The sequence below is a fragment of the Polynucleobacter sp. JS-JIR-II-b4 genome, assembly GCF_018687815.1.
Taxonomy (GTDB): domain Bacteria; phylum Pseudomonadota; class Gammaproteobacteria; order Burkholderiales; family Burkholderiaceae; genus Polynucleobacter.
This window is the reverse complement of sequence record NZ_CP061306.1, coordinates 605,588-631,245: the sequence shown is the minus strand read 5'-3', so window position 1 is coordinate 631,245 and position 25,658 is coordinate 605,588. Positions and strand designations below refer to the sequence as shown.

Here is a 25,658-nt window from a genome sequence, read left to right as displayed (position 1 = left end):
GATGGCAAAAATTCTAGTTGTAGGCGGCTCTCTTGGTGGTTTGTTTGTGGCAAATATTTTGCTGCGCCAAGGGCATGACGTTACTTTGCTAGAAAAGACTGTTGGATCCTTGGACGGTCGTGGTGCCGGCATTGTGACCCATGATGCTTTGGCTGAAGCGCTGCGCGCTGCTGGAGTGACTGTTGATGAAACACTCGGCGTACCTGTGACTAAGCGTGTCACTTTGGGTGCTGATGGTCAAAGCTTGGGCGAAATGGAATTACCTCAAGTATTAACCTCTTGGAGTCGCCTGTATCACATGCTCAAAGAAAGCTTTCCAAGCGAGCGCTACCTTCAGGGCAAGACCGTGAAGTCGGTTACGCAAGATGCGAACGCTGTACAGGTGCTTTGTGAAGGTGGCAGCCAATATGATGCTGAATTGCTCATTGCATCCGATGGGATACGCTCTGCAGTGCGAGCGCAAGTCGCACCACAGATTCAACCTGAATATGCCGGCTATATAGCTTGGCGTGGCGTGTGTGATGAAGCCTGCTTATCAAGGAATACCTTAGACACTCTATTTAATCGCTTTGGCTTTTGTTTGCCCAATGGCGAGCAAATGCTGGGTTACCCAGTTGCTGGCTCTGGCAATGACACGCGCCCAGGAAAGCGTCGCTATAACTTTGTTTGGTATCGCCCAGCTTCAGAGCATGAAGAATTAATAAGCCTTCTCACAGACGATGATGGCCATTATTACCCCACCGGCATTCCGCCCCTCAAGGTGTCATGGAAGCATATTGCCCACATGCGTAAAGTCGCACAGGAGATCTTGGCGCCACAGTACGCAGAAATATTAGAAAAAACAGCTGCCCCATTTTTACAAGCCATTTATGACGTACGCTCCGAACAAATTGTCTTTGGCAGAATCGCACTCATGGGTGATGCTGCTTTTGTTGGTAGACCGCACGTAGGAATGGGCGTCACTAAGGCTGGTGATGAAGCTATTGTGATAGCCAAGCATATTGCCGCGCATGGCGCTACTCCAGCAGCACTCAATGCATATAGTGAAGAGCGCTTAAAGCTAGGTCAACAAGTAGTGGCTAGAGCCCAGTATTTGGGTCGCTATATGCAAGCCCAAGGAAGCAAGGGTAATAGGGATAACGAGAAGTTAAAAAGAAATGCCGATACTGTGATGGCGGAAACCGCGATTGATATCAGCGATCTATTAGCTCAAGGGAAAGCAGTGCCTGAATCCGCCCATTAAAAAGCGCATTCAGTTAAGATTTAAAAAAATAAAAAGTATTCTTATTTAACAAAGTTTTATATGGAGGAGACAACCATGAAACAAAAAGTAACGAATCAAACGAGACGCAAGATGTTGATTGGTGGAGCCGCAGCAGCAAGCACCCCACTTTGGTTAAACGTAGCAAATGCTCAGGCTGACACTATCAAGATCGGCTTTCCGACGCCGTTGACAGGGCCCTTCTCAGCAGAAGCTCAGGATCAGGTGAAAGCCGCTGAATTAGCCATTAAAGAATTTAACGATGCAGGCGGCTTCAATGGACGCAAAGCAGAACTCTTGGTACGTGACGACAAACTCAACCCTGGCGAAGCGGCAACACGCACATTAGAATTAATTGAAAAAGACAAAGTGAACTTTGTAGTTGGCTCACTTTCTGCCGCGACACAACTCTCGATCAATGCTGTTTGTAAGGAGCGTAAGGTTCTCTTTAACTCCATCAGCCAATCTGATGCAATTAACGAAGCTAAAGACTGGAGCGTCTATACATTCCACGAAGCCCTGAACCCAACGATGACGGCTGGCGCTGTAGCGCGTTACTCCATCCCCCGTTTTGGTAAAAAAATTGTGTTCTTAACAGCTGACTATGCTTACGGCCATGAAATGGTGCGTGCGTTTGAGCGTGCTGGCAAAGAAATGGGTGCTACTACTCTGGCTGACATCCGTCACCCATTAGGCGCATCCGATTACTCCGCCTTCTTACCACGTATCAAAGCTTTGAATCCAGATATTTTGGTGCTCTGTAACTTTGGTCGCGACTTGGTCAATGCAGCAAAACAATGTACTGACTTTGGCCTTAAATCCAGTATGAAGATTGTTACGCCAGTACTCCTCTATACCTCTCGTCTTGCTGGTGGCCCTGAAGCCTTCGAAGGCATTATTGGTGGCACATCTTATTACTGGGGTCTAGAAGATCGTATCCCAACTGCAAAAACATTTAACGATGCTTTCCGCAAAATGTATAACGGCTCCGTACCGTCTGACTACGGCGCACTAGGCTACGCTGGAGTGAAGAGCGTCTTGGCTGGGGTGAAGATTGCAAAATCTACTGACACCCTAAAAGTGGTTACAGCAATGGAGAATATGAAGTACGACTGGTACAAGGGGCCTGAGTACTATCGTAAGTGCGACCATCAGGCCGTGCAAACCGTCATCATCGTAGAGTCTAAATCTAAGAATATGAAAGACAAGTATGACGTCTTCAATATTTTGACGATTGAACCTACTACTGAGAAAAATATGCGTTCATGCGCGGAACTAGGTCACAAAGCCTAATTTTAAAATTTCAGGGTGGATGACACATTCACCCTGATCCACTCCCCCGCACCGTTTGGTAAAGGGGAGTTTTTTCTGAGTACATTTATGACCGGTCTTTCATTCGAACTTCTCTGCATGCAACTGCTTACGGGCATCGCCTTGGGCAGCATTTATGCACTTTTAGCCCTTGGCCTATGCCTTATTTTTGGCATGCTTAACGTAGTGAACTTTGCACATGGCGCCTTCTTTATGGTGGGCGCATTTTTAGGCGTGTACTTCTTAGGCATCACTGGAAGTTTTTGGTTCAGCCTAGTACTAACGCCATTGCTTACAGGCGGCATAGGGCTTGTCACTGAGCGCTTTTTAGTCAGGCCACTCTATGGCCGCGGCTTGGACTACCCTTTGCTACTTACCTTTGGGCTTTCATACGTCCTGATTGAAGTAATGCGTGTTACCTTTGGCATCGAAGGCTTACCTTCAATCACCCCAGAGGGTCTTGGCGGAACGGTCAATGTAGGCATTGGTTACTTCCCTAAATATCGCCTCTTCCTCATTGCAGCAACTGCCGTCGTTATTTTGGGCGTTTGGTTCTTCATTCAAAAGACGCGTTACGGCCTCATCATTAAAGCTGGCGCTGCCGATCAAGAGATCGTGAAAGTGCTTGGTGTTGATATTGCCAAGGTGTGGCTTTTGGTCTTTGGCTTGGGCTGCGCAATTGCCGGTCTTTCAGGAATCCTGGCCTCACCAACGCGCTCAGTCAATCCAGAAATGGGCATTCCCATTCTGGCAGAATCATTTGTAGTGACTGTTGTTGGCGGCATGGGCTCACCCGTTGGCGCAGTGGTCGCTGGCTTGTTAGTGGGTGTGGTCTACAGCATGACCTCCCTCTTCTTCCCCGACTTAGCAGAGCTTTCCATTTTTGTACTGATGGCTGTAGTGCTGTTAATTCGCCCACAAGGTTTATTTGGTAAAGCAGGAGCGATGGGCTAAGGCTCCGTATATTTATGAATTCATTTTTCCAACTTATTGCACGTCATCGCGTACTAGCTAGTACGCTGTTCTTAGCAATCTTCCCATTCATCATGCCGTACGAAGCCCTGGCGATCAATATTTTGATCTTTGGTTTATTCGCCATGGGCTTTAACTTACTGTTTGGTTACATGGGCCTACTATCCTTTGGTCACGCAGCCTTTCTAGGTATTGGCAGCTACATGACCGGCATAGCCATTGTTCACTATGGGGTGCCTTGGGGTGCCGCTATTTTGGTTGGCATTATTGGTGCCGCTATTGGTGGCCTCATCATGGGTTACCTCGCTATTCGTACCCGTGGCATCTACTTCTCCATGGTGACCTTAGCGCTTGGTCAAATTGTGTATTACATCTTCTATAAGGCAGAGAGCCTTACCGGTGGCGAGAATGGCTTACGTGGCGTCCGAGTGGATGAATTCAATATCTTAGGCATCCCAGTTGACTTCTTAAATCCATTGGTGAAGTACTACATCATTCTTTTCTTTGTGGTGATTGCTATTTGGCTTATTTCCCGCATCCTAAGCTCACCCTTAGGCGCCGTGATGGAAGCAATCCGTGAGAATGAGAAGCGCGCAGCAGCTTGTGGATTTGACGTAGCCCGTACCAAACTATTGGTTTTTGTATTATCAGCAGCGATTTGTGGCTTAGCAGGTTCATTACGTGCCCTCCACCTCTCTATCGTGCCAATTGATTCTCTGCACTATCTACAGTCTGGCCAAGCAGTCATGATGAGCATTCTCGGTGGAATGGGCACCTTCTTTGGCCCATTCATCGGCGCAGCAGTCATGCTCTACTTGGAAGACGTCGTAACCACCTTCACCAAGCATTGGATGGCTGTCGTTGGTTTAGTGTTCATGTTCTTTGTGCTGTTCTTCCCCAAAGGCATCTGGGGAACCATTCTGAGCAAGCTACAAATTAATCAGGATTCGAAATAATGAATAGTGCAACTACAACCCCTATTCTTGAAGCACGTCATGTCAGCAAGAGCTTTGGTAAGTTCAAGGCATTACAGGACGTATCCACTAGCTTTATGCCTGGAACACTTACGGCAATTATTGGCCCTAATGGCGCAGGCAAAAGTACCTTCTTTAACGTCTTGAGTGGCGCGTTCCCACCATCGAGCGGTCAAATTCTATTTAATGGCAAAGATATCACTGGTATGCAGCAGCATGAATTTGCTCGCATAGGAATCTCTAAAAGCTTTCAGATCACCAATGTGTTTAAGCAACTCAGCGTTCATGAGAATGTCCGGGTGGCCGCACAGATGGAAACAGCGCGTTATAACTTCCTCCGAAATGCACAAAGCTATCCAAAGCCAATTGAGATAGCCGATGAATTGCTGCATCGAGTGAATCTAGAGCACTTACGTAATAAAAAAACGGGCGATCTAGCGCATGGTCAGCAGCGCGCCCTTGAAATTGCGATGGCATTGGCCTGCAACCCGAGCCTACTTTTGCTAGATGAGCCCACTGCTGGCATGTCACCAGAAGAAACTTTGGTCATGATGGAATTGATTCGCACGCTCGCTAGCGAGCGGACGGTGATTTTGGTTGAGCACAAGATGAAACTCATCATGGGTCTTTGCAAGCGCATCATCGTTCTGCACCATGGCGAGTTCTTGGCGGAAGGCACTCCAGAAGAAATCCAAAATAATGCAGAGGTACGTCGTGTGTACCTAGGTCAAGGTTAAACAGAAAGCAAACTATGTTGCGTGTTGAAAACTTAAACGCTTGGTATGACCGTAGTCACGTATTACAGGGTGTCTCACTTGAGGTGAATAAAGGAGAGATCGTTACTTTGATGGGTCGTAATGGCGCTGGAAAAACCACCACCCTACGCTCTCTAATGGGCCTGCTATCTAAACGCCAAGGTAAAGCATCCATTGATGGCACTTCATTTTTAGATTTACCCGCTCATGAACGCTTTCATTTAGGTCTGGCATATGTTCCAGAGGATCGTCGCATTGTTCCTGGGCTAACTGTCAAAGAAAACTTAGAGCTTGGGGTGATCGCCAAGAAGAATTCTGGTGATATGAGCGCCCTAGTGGATGAAATCGCTGAAACCTTCCCCAGACTGAAAGAGCGCTTACATCAAGATGGCACCTCGATGTCCGGAGGTGAGCAACAAATGCTTGCCATTGCCAGAGCAATGATTGGCAAACCTAAAGTCATTCTGCTTGATGAGCCTTCAGAAGGTATCATGCCAGTCTTGGTTGAAGAGATGTTTGAGCTTTTTGCCAAACTAAAGCAAAAAGGTCTAACCATTCTGCTGGTGGAGCAAAACGTTCAACAAGCTCTGAAAATTTCTGACCGGGCTTATATCTTGGATCAGGGTGAAATTGTGTTTCATGACACTGCACAGAACCTCCTAAACAATGATGAGATTCAGCAGAAGTATTGCGCCGTTTAGATGAGATGTAGCCAGTGACCTAACTGGTGCCAAAAACTGTTTGGCACCAAAGTAAGTAACCAGGTAAGCATAGTAAAGCGCAAGAGCTTGCCAATAAACATATAAATCAAGCATGGCTGCCATGGAAGTTTTAACCATCCTGCTGCTAGACACAAGGGGTCTCCCAATCCAGGTAACCAAGACAGCAGCAGCAACTTAGGCCCCCACTCTTCAAGCCAACGCTTGAGGCGAGTATTCCGGGGTTCATCCATTACCTTAAAGCGGTTGCGTGCTATCAATCCTAGCCACCAATCTAGCATTCCCCCTAATGTATTACCAATAGTGGCAACGGCAATCGCTGCCCAAAATAAATGGGGGTTCAGGGTGATATAGCCAAACAGAATAGGTTCGGAACCAGCCGGTATTAATGTTGCAGAAATAAACGCACTGATAAATACCGCCGGCAAGCCAACCGAAGGCATTTCAAACCATCCAAAAAAGTGCTCGAATAACGGGTCCATTAAGCCATGGCCTCTAAGGTGCTGTCATACGAGTGAATTTCTTTGGATCTCATCAAGCCTATTTTGCCTTGTTTTGGCCAATCTCCATGAATTTCAAATCTTGCTTAAACTAATGCCTGAAACGGTAAATACACCATAAAACCTATAAATTGAGACTTTCATGAATCACCCTATTCCCAAGCCAGACCAATACCAAGAAATGCGTGAAGCATTGCGTGATCTCTGCGGCTCTTTTGATTCCGCCTACTGGCAAAAGATTGACCACGAACGAGGCTATCCAGAAGCTTTTGTAGATGCCATGACTAAAGCCGGTTGGTTGGCTGCCTTAATTCCAGAAGAATATGGTGGCTCTGGTTTGGGCCTAGCGGAAGCCTCCGTAATCATGGAAGAGATTAATTTTTCTGGGGGTAACTCAGGTTCGTGCCACGGCCAGATGTACAACATGGGTACTTTATTGCGTCATGGATCCGAAGCTCAGAAAAAAATGTATCTCCCGAAAATTGCAACGGGCGAACTTCGACTTCAAAGTATGGCAGTCACTGAGCCAACAACCGGAACAGATACGACCAAGCTGAAAACCACCGCAGTTAAAAAAGGTGACAAGTACGTAGTGAATGGTCAAAAGGTATGGATCTCCAGAATTCAGCACTCTGACTTAATGATTTTGCTGGCGCGCACCACTCCACTTAGTGAAGTACAACGCAAGTCAGAAGGCATGTCGATCTTTATCGTCAATCTTGCTGATGCCATTGGCAAAGGCATGGAAGTACGGCCCATTGCCAATATGGTGAACCATGAAACCAACGAAGTATTTTTTGATAACTTAGAAATCCCCGCAGAGAATCTCATTGGCACCGAAGGTCAAGGATTTAAATACATTTTGGATGGCTTAAATGCCGAGCGAGTCTTGATTGCTGCTGAATGTATTGGTGATGCTTACTGGTTTATTGATCGCGCCCGCCGCTATGCCAATGACCGAGTCGTTTTTGATCGCCCAATTGGTAAAAACCAAGGGATTCAATTTCCGATTGCTGATAGCTATATTGAAACCGAAGCCGCAAATCTCATGCGCTTTAAAGCATGCGAGTTATTTGACAATCACCAACCCTGTGGTCCAGAGGCCAATATGGCCAAATACCTGGCGGCTAAAGCATCTTGGGAAGCAGCAAACGTCTGCTTACAAACCCATGGTGGCTTCGGCTTTGCTAATGAATACGATGTTGAGCGTAAATTTAGGGAAACTCGCCTCTATCAAGTGGCGCCTATTTCAACAAATTTAATTTATTCCTACATTGCTGAACATGTTCTTGGCCTTCCAAGATCTTTCTAAGAAGACATTAATATGAGCATTCGTCCACTGGATGGGATTACCGTTGTTTCTTTAGAGCATGCTATAGCAGCACCTTTCTGCACACGCCAATTAGCAGACTTAGGGGCAAGAGTCATTAAGGTTGAGAGGCCTGGTGGCGGTGACTTTGCTAGAGGGTATGACACGCAGGTAGATGGGCTTTGCTCTCACTTCGTTTGGGTCAATCGCTCTAAGGAAAGTTTGACCTTAGATCTTAAGCAGCCATCAGCAATTGCAGCACTCAAGACATTACTAAAGACGGCAGATGTCTTAGTACAAAACCTCGCGCCAGGAGCAGCTGCTCGCATGGGACTTACAGCCGAGATTTTGCAGAAAGACAATCCAAAGCTGATTCTGTGCGATATCTCTGGCTATGGAAATGACGGCCCTTATCGTGATAAAAAAGCTTACGACTTACTTATTCAGAGTGAGGCTGGATTCTTATCGGTCACGGGCACACCGGAAACCCCTAGCAAAGCTGGAAACTCAATTGCTGATATTGCAGCTGGAATGTATGCCTATACCAATATCTTAGCGGCCCTCTTGCAAAGAGGAAAAACAGGTAAAGGCTCAGTCATCGATATCTCTATGCTCGAGTCCCTCACTGAATGGATGAGTTTTCCTCTGTACTACGCCTACAAAGGCGCAGAACCGCCACCACGCAATGGCGCCTCTCATGCCACCATCTATCCATACGGCCCCTTTAAGGCGGGTGATGGTAAGACGGTCATGCTGGGCTTACAGAATGAACGTGAGTGGGTGCAATTTTGCGAAACCGTCTTAGAAAACCCTGCACTTGCACAAGATGAACGCTTTGATCGTAACTTCAAGCGCAATAAAAAGCGCACTGAACTTTTAGAAATTATTGACTCTTGCTTTGGGCAACTGACTTCTGAGCAATTAATTGCAAGACTAGAAAAAGCGCAAATTGCAAATGCTCACCTCAATGATATGGAGGGTCTTTGGAAGCATGAGCAGCTTAAAGCGCGTAATCGCTGGACTGAGGTGGATACCCCCAACGGTGCAATTGCAGCCTTACTGCCCCCCGGCTTAAATAGCAGCTATGACTATCGCATGGACCCCATCCCAGCGGTAGGAGACCATACAGACTCCATCCTTAAAGAATTGGGACTAGGCGAGTCTGATATTGCTGGCATGAGGGCAAGCGGCGCAATTTAAAGCAGTGGTGAAGTGAGATGTGCTGCGTTTTCAAGATAGCGATGCCAGCGCGGGCGCTTCGCCCAGGCCTTGGGGTCAACATAATCTGATTGCGCTAAGTAGGACTGAATCAGCTTCTCAAGATTGGCGCAGAAATCATCGTCATACACAATCAAGCTAATTTCAAAGTTCAGCCGCAAACTACGTTGATCAAAATTCACTGAACCAAAGATTGCAACTCGCTGATCAATCAACAAGCTCTTGGTATGTAAGAGGCCACCCTTAAACTCAGCAATCTTGACTCCAGAAGTTAATAAATCCTGATAGAAGCTTTTGCTACTCCACGCAACCAAAGTGGAGTCATTCAGCTTTGGCACAATCAAGGTGACCTTCACGCCGCGCCTTGCAGAAGCCATCAATGCTTGCATCAGGCCATCGTCCGGACCAAAGTAAGGGGTGGTTATAGTAAGTTCCTCCCGCGCATCGATAATGGCCGAAAGCATTAGTTGATACAAAATATCGTCACGATATACCGGCCCAGAAGCAAATTCCTGGGCAATGACCCCGCCCTCCCTTGGCGCCACTGGAGGTGAGCGATCATTAAAATGGGTAATCTTAGGATTATCAACACTCCAGTCGAACGCAAAGGTCAGTTCGAACTGCGCTGCAACCGGCCCCTCAATACGAACCATTGCGTCAACCCACTCCCCAACTCCTGAGTTCTGCTTAAAAGTACGAGGGTCGACCATATTCATACTTCCAGTCCACACCACGGAACCATCCACTACAAATATTTTTCGATGCAAGCGCAGATCTGCGCGGCGGAACTGAAAGCGGCCAATCTGAATCGGCAATGCTTCAGTCACTTGAATGCCTGCGTTTCGGAACCGGGCAGGCCAGGATGACTTAAACCAGTCCTTACTACCTAAAGAGTCTAATAAAACGCGACAATCTACACCGCGCTTTGAGGCGGCAATGACAGCCTCACCCACTCGATCGGCATCACCACCCAGAGCCCAAATATAGAACTCTAGATTCAGGCTTTTTTTTGCCTGATTGATCTCATCAATTAAGAGCTGCAGAATTTCCAGTGAATTTGTATGCAGCTCCACTTTGTTTCCATCCACTACTGGAGTGCCATTATTGGATTCAGCCAATAGACTTATGGCTCTAGACTCAATAGGTAACTTCTGTCTCTCACCTGCAAACTCTTGACATAACTGTTGGGTAATTTGCGAATACTCTAGATTCATACGTTTAATTTTTCGCGTCAAACTACGACCTACCGGACGTTCTCCAATCAGTACGTAAAGGGCAATTCCCATTAGCGGAAAAGTCATCACAATAAAAATCCAGGCAAAGGCAACGCCTACTGGCCTTCTCACAGAAATGATGACGCCAATAAAGTAGGTAACCAATAAAAAATGAGTGACTAATAGCCAATTAAAATTAAACTCAAAAGTTTGATTCAGAAATATATTTAATAAGGGATTCATTTAAGTTCCAATTCAGCAGTAATGCCCAGGTGATCTGACAGATTTAACCATTCATGCAAAATTTCAGCTGAATGTACTTTTATTCCGCGAACATAAATTCTATCCATCGCAAGCAAGGGCTTCACACTGGGAAATGTTTTTGCTGGGGAGCCGGTCAGTAATTCAAATACCTCATCGAAACCAGCAGCCTTCATGGGGGCGCTCACCCGATTACGCCAATCGTTGAAGTCGCCCGCCACGATGGTGGGTCCATTTTGAGTTAAATCCTGAATATGCTTAATGATGGCCTCCAACTGCCTCTCTCTGCCACGTTCAAAAAGCGCCAAATGTACACAGAAACAATGAATGGGTTGATCCATGCCATCCAAAGTAGTAACGCTATGTAGCAGGCCGCGACTCTCAAAGCGGTATGCTGAAATATCGTAGTTACTTCCTTTTTGCTGGGAGTGCTTAGAGAGAATGGCATTGCCATGATGTCCATCGCGATACTCGACATTTTTTCCATAATGCCAATCGCACCAAAAGTCTTCCGAAAGGAAGTGGGTCAACTCTGCTAACGGCCATTGACTAAAACGACGCACTCTACCCCGATGCTCCTGTTGTAGTTCTTGCAAGAAAAGAAGATCTGGATGTTGGCTGCGCATTTTTTCACGCAGTTGGTAAATGGTGGAATGTCTATGCAAAGGAGATAACCCTTTATGGACATTCATACTCAATACTGTGAAACGAGCAGTTTTAATAGAGCTCATCAAAACTGACCTGCAGCACGTTGGCGTCGAACGCGCGCTAAGTAAATTTCACCCTCGACTAAATCTTGACACTGCATGCATTTATTGCAAATAGATGCCTGCTCCCGTAACTCATCAATCGAGTCTATCGGGTGGGCATCTAAATATTCGCGCAAATCCACGTCGAGGACCTCATTGCAGAGGCAAACCACTTCAGCCATAGGTCAAAAATAGGGGAATCAATCTCATTACAGTCATTTTGCCATTGCCTTGATAGAATCAAGCGCATGTTAAAAGCTTTTCAAGACGCCCTTTCCTTGCTCGCCCACTTAGATGGCGGCGTAATGGGGATTGTCTGGGTTTCTCTACAGGTCAGCCTTACAGCCCTTCTAGTTGGAACGCTTTTGGGCCTACCTATTGGCGCCCTTCTGGCCACTGAACGTTTTGCAGGGAAAAGGACCATCATTGTGACCCTGAACACCCTCATGGGTGTGCCTACAGTCATAGTTGGTGTGCTGGTATACCTCATGCTGTCACGTACAGGGCCCCTTGGCATGTGGGGCTGGCTATTTACAGTGAAAGGGATGATTGTGGCTCAAACATTGCTCACAACCCCCTTAATCGCCGCCCTTAGCCGCCAAATACTGGAGGACTCTTGGAAAATACATCGCGATTCCTTTCTGAGCCTCAAATTGCCACCCCTTTCCCGCTTTAAATGGCTGATATGGGATTGCCGCTTCTCGCTGACTATTGCCGTGCTTGCCGGCCTAGCTAGAGCCATATCCGAGGTTGGAGCGGTCATGATTGTTGGCGGTAATATTGATCATTCCACCAGAACAATGACAACGGCGATTGCGCTAGAGACTAGCAAAGGTGACCTGCCTTTAGCTCTCGCCCTTGGCATCGTCTTGCTTACCATTGTTCTTCTGGCCAATTTATTTACCTTTGCAGTTCGCCAAATTGCGGAGCACCGCTATGGTTAATGCAATGGAAAATTTTGAAAAGTTCATTGAGCTCAAAGACATCATTGTCAAAAGCAATGGCAGAACCATTCTGAATATCCCGCACGCCCTCATTCCAGCAGACAGAATTACCGCCTGTATTGGCCCTAATGGCGCTGGCAAAACAACTCTTCTAAAACTTCTAGATGGGCTCGTTAAGCCAGATAGCGGAACAGTGAATTACTCGTTTAAAACAAAAACGGCTTTGGTTTTGCATCACACGCCGATGATCAAAGCATCAGCTAAAACCAATATCGCAATGGTTTGTGATGCGGATGAGTCCATTAAAAATGCTGATGTAGACCGAGTGATTGAGCAAGTAGGTTTAAGCGGGCTTGCCAATAGCCCAGCGCATAAATTATCTGCAGGTGAAAGACAAAAGGTTTGCCTTGGAAGAGCTATTCTTCAAAAACCCAATTTGGTTTTACTGGATGAGCCGACCGCCAATCTCGACCCCCAGACCACCGAACAGGTTGAAGAGTTGATCCGTCAATTTGATCGACAGGAAGTAGATGTGATTTTTTCATCCCATCAACTTGCCCAAGTGCAAAGACTGGCTGAGCACATTATCTTCATTGACCAAGGGGAAATAAAAGAAAAGGGACCCGTAGGCCCCTTCTTTAACAATCCTCAAACACCAGCAGCTAAACGCTACTTACAACAAGAGCTACTCGCCGACTAATTACTTGGCAGCGGGTGCCGCTGGAGCGGCAGGAGCAGCTGCTGCAACTGGTGGAACAAATGGTGGTGGTGCAGTACAGGCTGCTGGAGCAGCAGTTCCAGAAACCTTAAATCGATCAGCGACCCGGTTTTGAGCCTGACAGAGTTGATATGCACCAACCTTATCGCCGTAGGCAGTTTTTGCTTTAGCCAAATTAGCAGCTTCTTGTGCCTCTGGGCTCAATGGTGGCAATGTCGCCATTACCGAGGAGGCAGCAAATGCGCAAAACGTAAGAGCAATGATTCTTTTCATGGCCTTATCCTTATTTATTCAGTTTGTCATACCAGAGCTCATGGTGCTCTTTAGCCCAAGTAGCATCTACATAGCCGGTCTTCATACCGTCGATTGAGCCCTGCATACCAATGGTGCCGATATAAATGTGGCCCATAGCCATGGTAGTCATCAAGATTGCAGCACTACTATGAATGATGTTGGCGATTTGCATCGTGCCACGGAGGTACTCTATCTGCATAAACGGCACGATCATGTCGAGCACGAATCCTGAGGCAGAAATTACTAAGCCTAAGAAAGTCATACCAAACCAGAACCAAAATTTCTCACCCATATTGAAGAAGCCAGCTGGCACATGCTTGCCGCTAAACATTCCACCAAAAGTTAACAACCAATTGAGGTCGCCTTTTCCGGGAATATTTTTACCAACAAAGAGTAAGAAGAAAATCACGATGCTCAGAGTAAATAATGGGCCAGTGAAATTATGAATATTTTTACAAACCATCAGGAAAGATCCGTAAGCAGCACCCCCAATTAAAGGCATCGCAAAATATTTACCGTACAGAATTAATAGACCAGTAAATGCAAGAGCCAAGAAACTAAATGCCATCACCCAGTGAGTGATGCGGTCAAATGCACTAAAACGCTTCACTTTAATGCCTGACAATGGCTCATGCAGCTTGATTGAGCCTTTAATGGTGTACATCGCAATAATGCCAAAGAAGGCAATCGCCAATAACCAGCCACCGTAAACGGTAATGATGCCGTTACGAATTACACGCCATTCTTGACCGGCACGCTGGATCAAAACACCTGCTTGCTTATCAGGAATACTGACGTAGTTTTGTGGATCACTGTTTGGCGCCATGAAAATGGATGGGTTTGCTGGCTGAGCCTGCGCTTGAGTGCCATTGGCCAAAGCGTTTGGATTTGCCGGCATAGATGCAGGAGGCACGTCTACTCCACTAGGAGAAGGCAAAGGCGCCATCGGTGCACGTTCAGCAAAGCTCATACCACTCGCAAGAGCTAGCGACAAACCTGCAGCCACTACCAAAGTGCGTAGAACTTTAGAAAATGATCGTTTCATACACATGTCCTTAAACGTTTTCGTTTTATTTATTGTTATTTAGTTGATCACTTAACGCGACTGTATTCGTTTTGACCTTGATTACGCTTGTCAATCGACTCGGTCCAGCTGGCCTGGTTACCTGGCGTCCAATTCTTAGTCATAAACCCATTATTGGCACCCATATAAGGAGCAACATCTGGACGCTTAGCAGCTTTAGCAGCAATTTCTGGAGGCTCAGAGCAAGCACCCAACAAAGCTGCTGCTGCAAAACACAGACCGAGAGTTTTGAAATTGACTTTCATTATTTAGCTCCTGGAATTTTTGCAGCAGGCGTTGGTGTAGGTGCTGGTGCATCTGGTCCACCGTAAGCAGTATTCCAACCAAAGGCTTTGGATCCTGGGTACTTACCATTCTTCTCACGGGTAGCAACGCGATTATTAAAGATGCCGCTAATGACATCACTATCGCCGCCAATCAATGCCTTGGTAGAACACATTTCAGCGCAAAGCGGTAACTTGCCTTCTGCCAAACGATTGCGCCCATACTTTTCAAACTCTGCAACGCTGCCGTTTTCTTCTGGGCCACCACTACAGAATGTGCACTTATCCATTTTGCTGCGGGAGCCAAAAGCACCCTTGCTGAGGAACTGTGGTGCGCCAAATGGGCATGCAAAAGAGCAGTAACCGCAACCGATACAGATATCTTTATCGTGCAGAACAACGCCCTCGTCCGTGCGGTAGAAACAATCTACTGGGCATACGGCCATACAAGGAGCATCGCTACAGTGCATACAAGCAACTGAAACTGATTTTTCTTGACCAATGATGCCGTCATTCACCGTTACAACGCGACGACGATTAACACCCCAAGGTACTTCATTTTCGTTCTTACAGGCTGTGACACAACCGTTGCACTCAATGCATCGCTCCGTGTCGCAAATAAATTTCATTCTTGCCATTGTGTTCTCCTGACCTTATTTTTTGACTTAGGCAAATTTCTCGATTTGACACATTGTGGTTTTCGTTTCTTGCATCATCGTCACCATGTCATAACCATAAGTAGTTGCAGTGTTAACCGCCTCACCCTGAACTACTGGGGCAGCACCTTCTGGGTAATACTTCCGAATGTTTTCGCCCTGCCACCAGCCAGCAAAGTGGAATGGCACGAATGCAGTTCCTTGATCTACGCGCTCAGTCACTAATGCGCGTACTTTGATCTGGGCGCCTGTTGGCGACTTCACCCAAACGTAATCCCAGTTCTTAATGCCACGATCTGCTGCAGCCTTAGGATTAATCTCCACAAAGTTTTCTTGTTGGAGTTCTGCTAACCATGGGTTGGAACGAGTCTCATCACCACCACCCTCGTACTCAACCAAACGACCTGAAGTCAGAATGATTGGGAACTTCTCATATAACTTCTGATTCAAGTTTTGATCTTGAACCGTCTTATAGAGGGTTGGCAAGCGCCAGAAGTTTTTCTTATCGGCAGCTGTTGGGTACTTACGCATCATTGGAGCGTTTGTACTGTAGAGCGCTTCACGGTGAATTGGAACTGGGTCTGGGAAGTTCCAAACCACTGCACGCGCTTTGGCGTTACCAAACGGATGACAGCCATTCTTCATTACCACGCGCTGAATACCGCCAGATAAGTCAGTCTTCCAGTTTTTACCTTCAGCGAGTTTTTTCTCGTCTTCAGTTAACTGATCCCACCAACCTAATTTCTTCACAAACACGTGGTCAAACTCTGGGTAGCCAGTAGTAATTGCGGCACCCTTAGAGTGAGATCCATCTGCAGCAAGCAAGCTGACGCCTTCACGCTCAACGCCGAAGTTGGCGCGGAAGTTACCACCGCCCTCCATCACGCTCTTGCTTGTGTCATACAGATTTGGTGAGCCTGGATGTTTAATAGCTGCTGTACCGTAGCAAGGCCAAGGCAAGCCATAGTAGTCACCAGTAGTGTCATATCCAGTTACTGGATCAACACCGCCGCGAGACTTCAATGTCTTCGGATCAAAGGTTGCCACCATTCTCATGTGAGCCTTGAGGCGCTCAGGTGTTTGGCCTGTGTATCCAATTGTCCAGCAAGAACGATTAATCTCGCGCAGGATGTCTTCAATTTGCGGCTCTTTCCATTGCTTACCAGCAAATTTGGAACTGAGCATTTTGTAGTTCTTAGACAACTCTTCGCCGAAACCTAAGCGGTCAGCAAAAGCTTGCATGATCACGTGGTCAGGAACAGATTCAAACAATGGATCAATTACTTTCTCACGCCACTGTAATGAACGATTGGAAGCTGTCGCTGAACCGCAAGTTTCAAACTGCGTTGCAGCAGGCAATAAGTACACATTGCGATTCTTATTTACCGCTTGACCTTCTGCAGCAGGCATTGCTGCCATTGCAGCAGTAGCACTTGGATATGGATCAACGACTACCAAGAGATCCAACTTATCCATCGCACGCTTCATGTCGAGGCCACGCGTTTGTGAGTTAGGTGCATGACCCCAGAAGAACAAGCCTTTTACGTTAGTCTGCTGGTCGATCATGTCATTCTTCTCGAGAACAGCATCAACCCAACGAGACACAGTAGTACCTGATTTCTCCATCATGTCGGGTGCATAACGACCTTTAATCCACTCGTAGTCAACACCCCAAACTGTTGAGAAGTGCTTCCATGAGCCAGCAGCCAAACCATAGTAACCAGGCAATGAATCTGGGTTAGGGCCAACGTCAGTTGCGCCCTGAACGTTATCGTGACCGCGGAAAATGTTGGTACCGCCACCAGACTTACCTACGTTACCTAAAGCTAATTGCAAAATACAAGAGGCGCGCACAATCGCATTACCGATAGTGTGCTGGGTTTGACCCATACACCAAACAACGGTACTAGGACGATTCATTGCCATAGTTTTAGCAGCTTGGTAAACCTGAGCCTCAGGCACACCACAAGCCTCCTCAACTGCAGCAGGAGTCCACTTCTCCATCACTTCTTTACGAATCTCTTCCATGCCATAAACACGGTCGTTGATGTACTTCTTATCTTCCCAGCCATTTTTAAAGATGTGATACAGCATGCCGAATAAGAAAGGGATATCAGTACCAGAACGAATGCGGATGTACTGGTCTGACTTAGCAGCAGTACGCGTGTAGCGCGGATCTACTACAACAACCTTGCAACCATTTTCTTTTGCATGCAACAACATCAACATTGAAACTGGATGAGCTTCAGCAGCATTTGAACCAATGTACAAAGCGGCCTTGGCATTCATCATGTCGTTGTAACTATTGGTCATCGCACCATAGCCCCAGGTGTTTGCAACACCCGCTACTGTTGTGGAGTGACAAATACGAGCCTGATGGTCTGTATTGTTTGTGCCAAAGAAAGAGACCCACTTACGGAGTAAGTAGGACTGTTCATTATTGTGTTTGGAGGAGCCGATGAAGAACATTGCATCCGGAGAATATTTCTCTCGAATACTCTTCATCTGTGCAGTAATTTCAGTTAAGGCTTGATCCCAAGAAATTCGTTGGTACTTTCCATCAACTAACTTCATTGGGTAACGCAAACGATAATCACCGTGTCCGTGCTCACGCAAGGCAGCGCCTTTAGCGCAATGAGCACCCATATTAATTGGAGAATCAAATACTGGATCTTGACGAACCCATACGCCATTCTCAACCGTGGCATCAACTGCACAGCCTACGGAACAGTGAGTACAAATAGATCTCTTAACTTCAATCTTGCCCTTGCCGTCTAGCATTGCCTTGCTTTGCTCAGCAGATGCTTTTTGAACAAAACTTAATTGACTAGCAGCGATACCAGCACCAACTCCTACGCCTGAGCGCTTGAGGAATGTACGGCGATCCATCGTTGGAACAGCGGCTTTTAAGCCGCGTGACAGACTACCAATCAGGCGCGATGTGGAACGACTGCTTTGTGGGGTATTGGATTTACGAGTCAGACTCATATGGTGTCCCTGAGAAAGTTTTTTTATTTATGTTGAAACAGTGAAAGCAATAGTGAAACGAAGATAGTTAAATCAAAGTGGATTCGTAGTACTTACGCATATGAGCAGTCATCGTTTGACCAACATCTTGCACAGCTTTAGCACCACTGATTTCTTGGATGACCGCCTTGCCAACTGGGGTTTGACTCACTACAGCGACAGCTCCAACTGCAGCGCCTGCACCAATAAAGAACTTACGGCGCGATGGCTTGTTTTCTTCGCTTAAGGCAACCTTGAATTTGGTAGTCATTGCATACTCCTCTGGAATTATTCTTGATTTGCGTCAAGTGTAATAGGAAATCGCATTTTTGACATATTGGTGTAACTATTAGTTATTAGGACAATATTCATATTGCGATGCAACATCAAATCATGTCGAAGCCTTGGCCTTCAATTGCCAGGAATTCTCTAGTTAGCGCTGCGATTGGGTGATACAGATGCATCTCCGGAATGCCTTCTATTGCATCGCACAATTCGTCATACCAGGGACGAATATGCTCATTGAAAAAAACCCTTTGATTTGTAAGGTTTGAGATCTCTACATCATCTCCCGCAATGAGGTAACGCATAACCTCGCAAAGGGCCGAGATATGGTCTTCAGTTTCAGTGACCTCTTCTGCTGCCTCAAGTCCAAACCCTTCTAAAGCCTTACGAATATTTACCAAAGGCTTTTCGTTTAGATGGCCTGCCATGTAAAAGGAGCCATTCAAAACGACATTTGGCTTACCAACGCTAATGAAATTCAAATCAAACTCATCATGCCAAGCTTTGGCAGGGTTATTTTTAGCAACCTCCACTACATCCATCCAAACCTTAGCCAAGGGCGCCTCATCTGCAGCATCTTGCTGATCAGCGGTAGCGGTAATTTGATCTAAAAGCTCTTGATCAGGCGGCATCTGAAAAAAGCGGGCAATCAAGCCATATAAATCCGCCCTAGCCAAATCCTCAGGTAAGCCTACATCGCCTACCTCGGCGGATAGATTCTCTTTTGCCACTTCTTTTGCAATTTCGCTCATGTTTCTTTTTTCACCATATCCACCACTCGACAATCACTACACATCTTCAATCGATCCATTGCAGCCCCAGCAAAAGCACCATGCGATCCAAGCTTACTGAGCATCAAATCAACCATCTTGAGTGTTCCGAAAGGCTTGCCACAACTAATGCAATGGAAGGCCTGGGTTTCATTCAGGGTAGTCCGTTGCTTGCGTTGCTCAACTGTTTGCAAACGAGGTGCAAGAGTTAAAGCCTTCTCGGGACAGGTTTGCACACAGATGCCGCACTGTACACACTGCTTCTCAATAAACGAAAGAATAGGCTCGTCAGGATTGTCTAAAAGCGCACCTTCAGGACAGCCGCTGACACAAGACATGCACAAGGTGCAAGCATCTTTATTTATTGTCAGACCACCTAACAATGAAGACTTTGGAAGCACAACACCCATCTCCGGCAATGGAGTCTTCGCTTGTTTTTGCAAATGCTCTAAAGCTGCCTCAAGCGTTTCGCGTTTCTGATTCGATAAGCCAATGCTTGCAGGAGTACAGATCGGGCCGAGTGATCCACGCTGACGTAATACGCCCATTGCTTTAGATACAGCCGCTATATCTTCAGCAGAACTAGCCAAGATCAGATGAATGCGATCGTCAAAGCCATACGCATTCAGAATGCTGTTTGCTAAAACTACCTGTTCTTCAAGTACTGCGCGATATGCAGGATCCTCGTCTCCACTTAATAACAAAGTCACTTCCGCAAAACCATACGTCAGCGCACCCAGCCATAAGTCCAAACCAGTAGAGGCAATATGCTCAATGCCATAAGGAATCACAAATGCAGGGAGACCTTCGAATTGCTTTGGCATGACATGCGCCGATCTGCCCAAGCCATCAATCATTTGCGTACCTGCTTTTAGGGTATGCAAAAGTAAGCTGGGAGCCATCGCCTGATTGATCTTTTTAGCTTCGGCAGTAAAGACGCTCGCTACCGTTTTGAGCTCTTTACCTTGATGAGCAACGCTTGGGTAGTTGTAACGCATTGCCCCGGAAGGGCATGCAGTTGCGCAAGCTCCGCAACCCATACAAAGATTTGGATTGACCTCTACAGAACCTTGGCCATTTTTAAAGATTGAACCAATAGCGCCTGTTGAACAAACATCAATACAAGCGCTGCAACCTACTTTGCCATTGCGGCCATGAGCACAAATTTTTTCGTTATAGGCAAAATATTTGGGCTTTTCAAACTCCCCCACCATCTCGGAGAGTTGATTAACTGCCAGCGCCTGCTCAAGGGGATCAACACCAGGAGCGAAGTACCCCTGCGGCGTTTGACTCATGCGCATCTTGGGATCTACACGTAGGTCCAAAATTAAATCGAATTCTGAATTGCGTTCACGCTCTTTGCGATCAAAAGAAATGGCACCAATGCTGGCACATGCAGTAACGCAGTCACGATGGGACTTGCATTTACTTAAATCAATCTGGAAGGAAAGATCAATGGCGCCCTCCGGACACACTTCAACACATGCCCCACAGCGAGTACACATCTCCGGGTCAATCGGATTTTGCAAATCCCAACTTACTGAAAAGTTTCCTAGGTAACCATCTAACTTGGTTACTGCGCCAGTAAAGATTGGGTAGCTACGAGTCAACGGCAAGTCGCCAGGCTGCGTACATAAGACTGAAACATCTAGCGATGGGCTTAATTTTTCAGCCCAAGGGATGGCTTGTGACCCAGCGCCGATAATTAATAATCTACCCTGGCTTTCGTAATTCACAACAGGAACAGGTTCAGCCTCAGGCATGTCAGCTAAAGCTAACAACGCAGCAATTTTAGGTCCGGATGTTTTAGCCTCTTGAGTCCAACCAGCTACTTCACGAATATTGACAAAACGCAGTGGCGCAACCAATGGCTTTTCAGCTTGGTCAGCGAGCTCACTAAAAAGTGCACCCTCTTGTGTACACGCTATCACCAGGGAATCAGAGCCATCTAGCGCTTTTAAAAAAGATCCGACCTCCTGCCTGCATAAGGATTGATGAATCGGAACCCCGATAGCTTTTGCATCCAAAGGCATGGTGCCATTACAGTTGCAGACTAATTTTTGACTCATGCGCTATCTTCTTAGGTTTTTTTCTGTACAGACTCTATTGATACCTTATTGGGCACTTCTTCCAACTGATCTGTAGGTTTTTGTTGTGTGGATGTTAAATCAGTTTGCTGTTCGGCTGCCAATGTGTCGGCCTCAAGCCGTGGATCAGGTCTTGGGCTTATGCTTTGCTGGGATTCTGGACCAAGCTCTTCGCTCGATTTACGGAAAAGGTTGAGCATATCGCTTTGCACCATTCTCTCCAGCATTCCAGGTGGCAGCGGATCCGGTTTACTGTAGTCATCAATATAAATATCCAACCCATCCATGATGTTGAAATGGGGATCGGTAAACATTTTCTTTAGGGCAGCCTGCTGAACAGCGGGGTCTACATCCGGCTTCATAAAAGCAGAAAAGTCTGGATCGAAACGATCGATCTTGACTACATCTTCTAGGGTAGCTGGCGGAGGTGCAGCCTCTTGAGCGCCCTCAACGAGCGGAGCCTGATCAGGCTCTTTAGGAACCTCTACTTTTTTTTCTGGCGAGACATCTTCTTTACCAGCTTTACGCTTAGACCAGCGCCCCAGAAATCCATCGGCCATTATTCCTCCATAGGGCGTTGCGCACCCTTAAATGAAGCAGGCTTATGGCGTTTTTTGGGTTCCGGTCGATAGTTGTCATTGACATACTCTTGCAACCATGAGGCATGCTGCTCACTCAGCGGTATCGTATCAACCGACTCACCACCATCGAGCAATCGAGCGGCTTCGTTATAACTGACACAAATACGATGGGGCACTGCAAACGAAGTCTCAGACTTTGCCAAGGGAAGTGATTGCTCATCGATATAACGCTCAATATCTTCTTCCAAGCGCCACATAACAAACCATGCGGGTGTTGTAGCAGAAACATTGAGATAGTAGCCCTCAGCCTCGTCCGGAAAGAGATCAAGTTCATAACCTGTGAATAACCAGGATTCACCATCGGCATCACGCCCAAGAAACTGACCCGCAATGGATTTACTTTGTTGACTATTGAATTGCCCAAAATCAGGCAACACTTCCTGAGGCACCCAGCGGAACGAGACCCATGGGTTATCAATATTCTGTTTACGCATTAGTACTGCAAAGCGCATAAATGTTCAGGGCCTCAGGTGTTTTGAACCACAATGTTCGGAAATTTACTGCTCATATCTTTAGATAGAGTAGCAACACGGATGGCTACCTGTCTAGCAATACCTTTATAGATAGCACTAATAGCGCCATCTGGATCAGCCACTACTGTTGGGCGCCCGGCATCAGCCTGCTCACGAATCGAAAGGTTTAAGGGCAAGGAGCCCAAGAAATCTACGGCGTACTCTTTACACATTTTTTCACCGCCGCCAGTACCGAATACGTGCTCTTCGTGTCCACATTTAGTGCAAACGTAAGTACTCATGTTTTCAATAATGCCAATGATGGGTACACCCACCTTCTCAAACATCTTGAGGCCCTTACGAGCATCTAGCAAAGCAATATCTTGAGGTGTGGTAACAATGACTGATCCTGTAACAGGAACCTTTTGCGCCAAGGTCAATTGAATATCGCCCGTGCCAGGCGGCATATCTACGATCAGGTAGTCAAGATCACGCCAGCGGGTTTGGCGAAGTAACTGCTCCAACGCTGAAGTCACCATTGGACCACGCCACACCATGGGTGCGTCGTCATCAATCAAAAAACCAATTGAGCTTGCCTGTAAACCATAGGCTTCCATTGGCTCAATTGTATTTTCTTCAATAGAGTCCGGTCTACCGGTAATACCCAACATCATTGGCTGACTTGGGCCATAAATATCCGCATCCAAAATACCAACCTGTGCACCCTCCGCAGCAAGAGCTAGGGCGAGATTCACGGCTGTTGTGGACTTCCCTACTCCACCCTTACCGCTAGCCACTGCAATAATATTTTTTACGCCGGGCAATAACTTCACTCCACGTTGCACTGCATGCGCAACGATTTGACTTGAGATGTTGACGCTCACATTTTTGACGCCTGATAATTCACGCAAGGCATTGATTACCGATTTACGAATCGAGTCGAACTGGCTTTTAGCGGGATACCCCAGCACAATATCTAAAGAAATATCGCCGCCTTCTACGCGGAGATTTTTAATATTCTTTGCCGTGACAAAATCAATCTTCGTATTGGGATCAACTAAGTTTTTTAGCGCTGCTTGTACCAACTCTGGTGTAACCGACACTACATTCTCCTAATATGGTTAACCTTAGAATGGACTTCTAAGTTTTTTAGTATTTTCTTAATTAGCGCTAGCTTACTCGTAGCCGCCAATATTTGCTGAAAGCGCCCTTGAGCACCTTCTATCTATCACATTAGAAAATCAGCAAACTCAGGTAATAGACTGCCATCGACATCAAAGCCGTGGCTGGGATGGTGAAGATCCAGGCCCAAACGATGTTTCCAGCGACACCCCAGCGCACCGCGCTGGCTCTCTGAGTTGAGCCAACACCGACAATAGCCCCAGTAATTGTGTGGGTAGTCGAAACAGGAACACCCAAGGCTGTTGCTGCAAATAAAGTAATGGCGCCACCAGTTTCAGCACAAAAGCCTCCTACTGGTTTGAGTTTTGTCAGCTTTTGACCCATGGTTTTTACAATCCGCCAGCCACCAAACATTGTGCCCATCGCAATGGCGATATAGCAGCAAATAATGGTCCAGGTCGGAGGCATCTTGGCACCAGCTTCTGCGTAACCCGTGATGATGAGCAAGAGCCAAATAATGCCGATGGTCTTCTGAGCATCATTGCCGCCGTGACCCAAACTATAGGCACTGGCAGAAACTAGCTGCAGACGACGGAACCAACGATCCGTTTTTGCTAGGTTAGCGTTTTTGCAAACCCAGGCTACTAACAACATCATCAGTGAGCCCAGCAAGAAACCCACTAGCGGAGATATGAAAATAAAGGAAACCGTTTTGATGATGCCGGACCAGACCAAGCCATCCACCCCGGCCTTTGGCAACGCCGCCCCAACTAAGCCGCCAATCAAAGCATGAGATGAACTGGATGGGATGCCGTAATACCAAGTAACCACATTCCAAATAATCGCCCCCACCAAAGCACCAAAGATCACGTGCAAATCAACCGCGGCCGGATGAACAATACCTTTACCAACCGTGGCAGCCACACTTAAATGAAAAATGAAGATGGCAAGAAAGTTAAAGAAGGCAGCAAACACTACCGCCTGTTGCGGCTTTAAAACGCCAGTAGAAACCACCGTCGCAATGGAGTTGGCAGCATCATGAAAGCCGTTCATGAAATCAAATGCAAGAGCTAGCACTACTAATAGCGCTACAACCCAAAAGGCTACTTCTGTCGCTGGCAACTTAATTCGCCTTAAGAGTTTTCAAGAACAATGCCTTCAACCAAGTTGGCAACGTCTTCACATTTATCGGTAACTTCCTCGAGCAATTCGTAAATACGCTGGCACTTAATCAGCTCACGCACTTCGATGTCTTCACGGAACAACCTAGTAATAGCGGTAGAAAGTAGGCGATCAGCCCCAGACTCCAGGTGATCAATTTCATCACAAGTCTTTAACGCTGCTTTAGCTACCTCTGGATCAGAGATGTCTTTTAATGTAGCAACGGCGTTCTTCATGCTGATGCAGCACTGATTGCAAAGCTCTGCCATTTGCAACATCTCTGGCGTCATTTGCTTCACGTCATACAAATGCATTGCTTCAGTACCGTTTTGCAATAAATCAGCTACGTCATCCATCGTATTGATGAGTGAAAAAATTTGATCGCGATCGATAGGTGTGATGAAGGTCTTATGCAAACGACGATGCACTTCTTTCACAACATCGTCACATGCATGCTCTGCTTTATCAACCTCTTGGGTGTATTTAGCGCGTAATGCTTCATCGCCGTAATACTCAACGAACTTCAAAAAAGATTCGGAGGCGGAAACGATATTGCTAGCGTGCTCATTAAATAGCTCGAAGAAATTACCATCGTGAGGCATTAACTTACTGAAGAACATAGATCACGATCCTTTAGGAACAAAAACTACGGGGATTTGTTAGGTTTGCCGACATTCTAAACAATTGCTATTGAACAACTGGAAAGCCGGCATCTGTAATGAGCTGGCTCGCTTGCGCGGCAGATAGGGTGGTTTCGAGAGTGATGGTCTGACTTGCCAAATCCGCCTGAACTTTAGCCTGAGGATCTTGGGCCTGCACTGCCCGAGTGACGGCATTAATACAGCCCCCACAGGTCATTCCGGAAACTTTTAAACTCAACATATTGGCCCTTTTGATGTGAATATGGCTTGTATAGAGTAGATTATCTTCTA

General features: G+C 46.6%; 28 protein-coding genes. 10 read left to right on the top strand and 18 right to left on the bottom strand.

The window, feature by feature from the left end; all coding sequences use genetic code 11:
• Position 1 precedes the first annotated feature (1 nt).
• The 6 genes from ICV90_RS03200 to ICV90_RS03175 all read left to right on the top strand — a co-directional run bounded on the left by ICV90_RS03200 (position 2) and on the right by ICV90_RS03175 (position 5,974).
• Complete coding sequence (locus ICV90_RS03200; protein ID WP_215359650.1) at positions 2 to 1,243, top strand: FAD binding domain-containing protein; 1,242 nt, start codon at positions 2 to 4, stop codon at positions 1,241 to 1,243.
• 75 nt (positions 1,244 to 1,318) lie between these two features.
• On the top strand, positions 1,319 to 2,554 hold the full coding sequence (locus tag ICV90_RS03195; RefSeq protein ID WP_251367780.1) for an ABC transporter substrate-binding protein: 1,236 nt from the start codon (positions 1,319 to 1,321) through the stop codon (positions 2,552 to 2,554).
• 87 nt (positions 2,555 to 2,641) lie between these two features.
• Complete coding sequence (locus ICV90_RS03190) at positions 2,642 to 3,526, top strand: branched-chain amino acid ABC transporter permease (protein WP_215359648.1); 885 nt, start codon at positions 2,642 to 2,644, stop codon at positions 3,524 to 3,526.
• Between the two features lie 14 nt (positions 3,527 to 3,540).
• Positions 3,541 to 4,500 (top strand): branched-chain amino acid ABC transporter permease, encoded by a 960-nt coding sequence (locus ICV90_RS03185; protein ID WP_215359646.1) that lies wholly within the window; start codon positions 3,541 to 3,543, stop codon positions 4,498 to 4,500.
• Positions 4,500 to 5,255 carry an ABC transporter ATP-binding protein gene (locus ICV90_RS03180; protein ID WP_215292728.1) on the top strand — a complete coding sequence of 252 codons (756 nt, stop codon included), beginning with the start codon at positions 4,500 to 4,502 and terminating at the stop codon, positions 5,253 to 5,255. Before ICV90_RS03185 ends, ICV90_RS03180 begins: the two co-directional genes overlap by 1 nt.
• Before the next feature lie 14 nt (positions 5,256 to 5,269).
• Positions 5,270 to 5,974 carry an ABC transporter ATP-binding protein gene (locus ICV90_RS03175; RefSeq protein ID WP_215359644.1) on the top strand — a complete coding sequence of 235 codons (705 nt, stop codon included), beginning with the start codon at positions 5,270 to 5,272 and terminating at the stop codon, positions 5,972 to 5,974.
• Here ICV90_RS03175 and ICV90_RS03170 read toward each other — a convergent pair.
• Positions 5,971 to 6,474, bottom strand: coding sequence for a YqaA family protein (locus ICV90_RS03170; protein ID WP_215359642.1), 504 nt, complete (start codon positions 6,472 to 6,474; stop codon positions 5,971 to 5,973). The genes ICV90_RS03175 and ICV90_RS03170 overlap by 4 nt on opposite strands.
• 160 nt (positions 6,475 to 6,634) lie before the next feature.
• On the opposite strand from ICV90_RS03170, the gene ICV90_RS03165 reads away from it, so the two are divergent.
• On the top strand, positions 6,635 to 7,804 hold the full coding sequence (locus tag ICV90_RS03165; protein WP_215359640.1) for an acyl-CoA dehydrogenase family protein: 1,170 nt from the start codon (positions 6,635 to 6,637) through the stop codon (positions 7,802 to 7,804).
• A gap of 12 nt (positions 7,805 to 7,816) precedes the next feature.
• On the top strand, positions 7,817 to 9,001 hold the full coding sequence (locus tag ICV90_RS03160; RefSeq protein WP_215359638.1) for a CaiB/BaiF CoA-transferase family protein: 1,185 nt from the start codon (positions 7,817 to 7,819) through the stop codon (positions 8,999 to 9,001).
• On the opposite strand, the gene cls is transcribed toward ICV90_RS03160, so the two are convergent.
• Genes cls through ICV90_RS03145 form a run of 3 tightly spaced genes read right to left on the bottom strand, consistent with a single transcriptional unit; the run spans position 8,998 to position 11,425 of the window.
• Positions 8,998 to 10,476, bottom strand: a complete 1,479-nt coding sequence (cls, locus tag ICV90_RS03155; RefSeq protein WP_215359636.1) for a cardiolipin synthase — start codon at positions 10,474 to 10,476, stop codon at positions 8,998 to 9,000. The two genes, ICV90_RS03160 and cls, sit on opposite strands and share 4 nt — an antisense overlap.
• On the bottom strand, positions 10,473 to 11,225 hold the full coding sequence (locus tag ICV90_RS03150; protein ID WP_215359634.1) for an endonuclease/exonuclease/phosphatase family protein: 753 nt from the start codon (positions 11,223 to 11,225) through the stop codon (positions 10,473 to 10,475). Before ICV90_RS03150 ends, cls begins: the two co-directional genes overlap by 4 nt.
• Positions 11,225 to 11,425, bottom strand: coding sequence for a (2Fe-2S)-binding protein (locus ICV90_RS03145; protein ID WP_215359631.1), 201 nt, complete (start codon positions 11,423 to 11,425; stop codon positions 11,225 to 11,227). The genes ICV90_RS03150 and ICV90_RS03145 overlap by 1 nt, the downstream gene beginning before the upstream one ends.
• 66 nt (positions 11,426 to 11,491) lie before the next feature.
• Here ICV90_RS03145 and ICV90_RS03140 point away from each other — a divergent pair, with 66 nt between their 5' ends.
• Both ICV90_RS03140 and ICV90_RS03135 read left to right on the top strand, forming a co-directional pair.
• Positions 11,492 to 12,187 (top strand): ABC transporter permease, encoded by a 696-nt coding sequence (locus tag ICV90_RS03140; RefSeq protein WP_215359629.1) that lies wholly within the window; start codon positions 11,492 to 11,494, stop codon positions 12,185 to 12,187.
• A 4-nt stretch (positions 12,188 to 12,191) separates the two neighbouring features.
• Positions 12,192 to 12,887: an ATP-binding cassette domain-containing protein gene (locus tag ICV90_RS03135; RefSeq protein WP_251367779.1), complete on the top strand. Its 696-nt coding sequence runs from the start codon at positions 12,192 to 12,194 to the stop codon at positions 12,885 to 12,887.
• On the opposite strand, the gene ICV90_RS03130 is transcribed toward ICV90_RS03135, so the two are convergent.
• The 14 genes from ICV90_RS03130 to ICV90_RS03065 form a co-directional block, all read right to left on the bottom strand.
• A complete protein-coding gene (locus ICV90_RS03130) occupies positions 12,888 to 13,178 on the bottom strand; it encodes a hypothetical protein (protein WP_215359625.1) in 291 nt (96 codons plus the stop codon).
• Between the two features lie 10 nt (positions 13,179 to 13,188).
• A complete protein-coding gene (locus ICV90_RS03125) occupies positions 13,189 to 14,244 on the bottom strand; it encodes a formate dehydrogenase subunit gamma (protein ID WP_215359624.1) in 1,056 nt (351 codons plus the stop codon).
• A gap of 47 nt (positions 14,245 to 14,291) precedes the next feature.
• Positions 14,292 to 14,528, bottom strand: a complete 237-nt coding sequence (locus ICV90_RS03120) for a hypothetical protein (protein ID WP_215359622.1) — start codon at positions 14,526 to 14,528, stop codon at positions 14,292 to 14,294.
• The gene (fdh3B, locus tag ICV90_RS03115; RefSeq protein ID WP_215359620.1) at positions 14,528 to 15,184 is read right to left on the bottom strand and encodes a formate dehydrogenase FDH3 subunit beta; all 657 of its coding nucleotides are present in this window, start codon (positions 15,182 to 15,184) and stop codon (positions 14,528 to 14,530) included. The genes ICV90_RS03120 and fdh3B overlap by 1 nt, the downstream gene beginning before the upstream one ends.
• A 27-nt stretch (positions 15,185 to 15,211) precedes the next feature.
• Entirely contained in the window at positions 15,212 to 18,190 is a 2,979-nt protein-coding gene (locus ICV90_RS03110) for a formate dehydrogenase subunit alpha (protein ID WP_215359618.1), read from the bottom strand.
• A 67-nt stretch (positions 18,191 to 18,257) separates the two neighbouring features.
• Entirely contained in the window at positions 18,258 to 18,479 is a 222-nt protein-coding gene (locus ICV90_RS03105; protein WP_215359616.1) for a hypothetical protein, read from the bottom strand.
• Between the two features lie 115 nt (positions 18,480 to 18,594).
• Positions 18,595 to 19,245, bottom strand: a complete 651-nt coding sequence (locus ICV90_RS03100; RefSeq protein ID WP_215359614.1) for a molecular chaperone — start codon at positions 19,243 to 19,245, stop codon at positions 18,595 to 18,597.
• Positions 19,242 to 21,332 (bottom strand): 4Fe-4S binding protein, encoded by a 2,091-nt coding sequence (locus ICV90_RS03095; RefSeq protein ID WP_215359612.1) that lies wholly within the window; start codon positions 21,330 to 21,332, stop codon positions 19,242 to 19,244. The genes ICV90_RS03100 and ICV90_RS03095 overlap by 4 nt, the downstream gene beginning before the upstream one ends.
• 11 nt (positions 21,333 to 21,343) lie before the next feature.
• Positions 21,344 to 21,910 carry a DUF3306 domain-containing protein gene (locus ICV90_RS03090; protein ID WP_215359610.1) on the bottom strand — a complete coding sequence of 189 codons (567 nt, stop codon included), beginning with the start codon at positions 21,908 to 21,910 and terminating at the stop codon, positions 21,344 to 21,346.
• The gene (locus ICV90_RS03085; protein ID WP_251367778.1) at positions 21,910 to 22,425 is read right to left on the bottom strand and encodes a DUF3305 domain-containing protein; all 516 of its coding nucleotides are present in this window, start codon (positions 22,423 to 22,425) and stop codon (positions 21,910 to 21,912) included. Before ICV90_RS03085 ends, ICV90_RS03090 begins: the two co-directional genes overlap by 1 nt.
• Positions 22,426 to 22,457: 32 nt before the next feature.
• Complete coding sequence (apbC, locus tag ICV90_RS03080; RefSeq protein ID WP_215359606.1) at positions 22,458 to 23,546, bottom strand: iron-sulfur cluster carrier protein ApbC; 1,089 nt, start codon at positions 23,544 to 23,546, stop codon at positions 22,458 to 22,460.
• 130 nt (positions 23,547 to 23,676) lie between these two features.
• Positions 23,677 to 24,618, bottom strand: a complete 942-nt coding sequence (locus tag ICV90_RS03075; protein WP_371743885.1) for an anion permease — start codon at positions 24,616 to 24,618, stop codon at positions 23,677 to 23,679.
• An 80-nt stretch (positions 24,619 to 24,698) separates the two neighbouring features.
• Positions 24,699 to 25,346 (bottom strand): DUF47 domain-containing protein, encoded by a 648-nt coding sequence (locus ICV90_RS03070; RefSeq protein ID WP_215359603.1) that lies wholly within the window; start codon positions 25,344 to 25,346, stop codon positions 24,699 to 24,701.
• Between the two features lie 67 nt (positions 25,347 to 25,413).
• Positions 25,414 to 25,608 carry a heavy-metal-associated domain-containing protein gene (locus ICV90_RS03065; protein ID WP_215359601.1) on the bottom strand — a complete coding sequence of 65 codons (195 nt, stop codon included), beginning with the start codon at positions 25,606 to 25,608 and terminating at the stop codon, positions 25,414 to 25,416.
• Positions 25,609 to 25,658: the final 50 nt, after the last annotated feature.